The 1,923-nt window shown below is 51.2% G+C and carries 2 protein-coding genes and 1 pseudogene; 2 read left to right on the top strand and 1 reads right to left on the bottom strand.

Translation table 11 applies throughout. The features are described 5' to 3' along the window. Nucleotides 1-242: pseudogene (locus tag ABYV26_RS24850) on the top strand (thioredoxin family protein); the annotation flags it as partial. Between the two features lie 36 nt (nucleotides 243-278). Here the strand turns inward: ABYV26_RS24850 and ABYV26_RS24845 are convergent. Next, entirely contained in the window at nucleotides 279-524 is a 246-nt protein-coding gene (locus ABYV26_RS24845; protein ID WP_372684035.1) for a hypothetical protein, read from the bottom strand. A 136-nt stretch (nucleotides 525-660) separates the two neighbouring features. Here ABYV26_RS24845 and ABYV26_RS24840 point away from each other — a divergent pair, with 136 nt between their 5' ends. Further along, complete coding sequence (locus ABYV26_RS24840; RefSeq protein WP_372684034.1) at nucleotides 661-1,521, top strand: ChaN family lipoprotein; 861 nt, start codon at nucleotides 661-663, stop codon at nucleotides 1,519-1,521. Nucleotides 1,522-1,923 lie beyond the last annotated feature (402 nt).

The raw sequence follows: 1,923 nt of genomic DNA, 5'->3' as shown, positions 1-1,923 counted from the left end.
TCGCCTACGTCAACCGCAACTTCGTACCGATCAGCGTCAACTCGGACCGGGAGCAGGACATTGCCGCCAAGTACAGTGTCAGGGGGCTTCCCAGCACGTGGTTCATTTCGGAAGACGGGAACAGGATTGGCAGCCGCCCCGGGTATATCGCGGCGGATGAGATGCTGAAAATCCTCAAATATATTGGCTCTGACAGCTACCTGACCATGAGCTTCAAGGCGTTCGTGGAAAAGGCCAAATAGGGCCCATCCAGCCATAGGCCATGGGCTCGATCCGGGTTAGCCTCTTCTGATCAGTCGAATGAGTATGGAGATGGTAATTGCCAGTGAAAGGATTGCCAACAGGCAAGGGACCCAGAGGTAGTCCTGGTAACCAGGCGTATCCAGGGATGCAGCAATGCCAGTGATGCTGAACAGCAGCACCGCTAAGGCAAATGCCAAAGTCAACACCATGGCGGGTTCCCTGTCGTACCATGGGATAAAGGCCTTGCGGAAAAGCAGTTCACTTTTATATTTCACTTTCACGCCTACCTCCGGAGCTTGCTGTCAAATGGGCCCATTGTGCAATAGAGAACAAGCGAACGTGAGAAAACGGCTGTCCCATCGGCAGCTGATATCGACAGTTGTTGCGCTGATCATACTTGGACTCGGTGGGTGTGCCGTGACGCCGAAGACACTCTCCATCAAGGATAATCCGACCCGCTTGATGGAACATACCATCCTGAAGACGGACACGCTGTCCGTATTGTCCCGGGAACGACTGATCGCCGACCTGGCCGATGCCCGGGTGGTCTATGTGGGGGAAAGCCATACAAACCCTCACCACCACGCCATTCAGTTGGAAGTCATCCAAGGGCTTGTGCAAACCAACCCGCATTTGACCATCGGCATGGAGATGTTCGACCACACCTACCAGCCGGTGCTGGACAAGTGGACGGCCGGCGAGCTTGACCAGACCGATTTTATAGAAAAAACCCACTGTTATGCCAACTGGCGCTTCGATTTCGATTTGTACCGTGATATCCTTGAATATGCAAAGGAAAAAGGACTTCGGATCATCGCCTTGAATGTGCCTTTTTTCATCCCGTCCAGAATAAGGGTCGGGGGGCTGGCCAGTCTGTCTGAGGCGGATCGAATGCATCTGCCGGACACCATCGATACAACCGATGCCGACCACCGGGCCTATCTGGAAGAAATCTTCAATATGCATGCGTTCAGCGGCAGGGAGGCGTTCGATTTTTTCTACGAAGCCCAGTGTACCTGGGAAGATGCCATGGCCGAGGCGGTCGCTGAACATTTGGGATCGGGAAAGATGGTGGTGCTGGCGGGAAACGGGCACATCATCCGCAAATTCGGCATTCCCGACCGGGCCTTTGCCCGGTCGAACGCCCCTTTCAAGACCGTCTACCTGGCGCCGGTGGGCGAAGAGGCTGAATTGTCCTGGGCCGATTATCTGTGGGTGACCCCGGAGACGCGCATGCCCCAAAGGCGGATGATGGGCAGCGTGAAGAAAAAACAGTAAACACCTTCAGCCTTCATCCGGTAAAACCGAAATAACAAATTAGAAGCACCAAATTACAAATAAAGTCCAATTTTACAATATCCAAATCTCAAATTGGTACGTGGAATTTCCTTTCTTCAATATGATCGGTTTGGAATTTTGAATTTGGCTATTGTGATTTGTTTGTCATTTGGTTTTTGATTATTGTTATTTGTTTGCTGTTTGTCTTTTGTTATCTGACAAAAAAAAGACTTTCAGAACTAAAGCACGATAGACGGTATCTATCCACACTTAGTGAACCCGCAGAAGTGACACGTCATACAACCCTCTTCGAAACTGATGGTCTGGCTGCATTCAGGGCAGACCTCGCCCATCAGGCGGCTCCCTTTCCGTTTCATTTTTTCATCCTTTAAATAATGCTGT

It is taken from the genome of Desulfosarcina sp., from assembly GCF_041551955.1.
Classification (GTDB): Bacteria; Desulfobacterota; Desulfobacteria; order Desulfobacterales; family Desulfosarcinaceae; genus Desulfosarcina.
The sequence above is the reverse complement of the archived record's forward strand: the minus strand, read 5'-3'. Positions and strand labels throughout refer to the sequence as shown.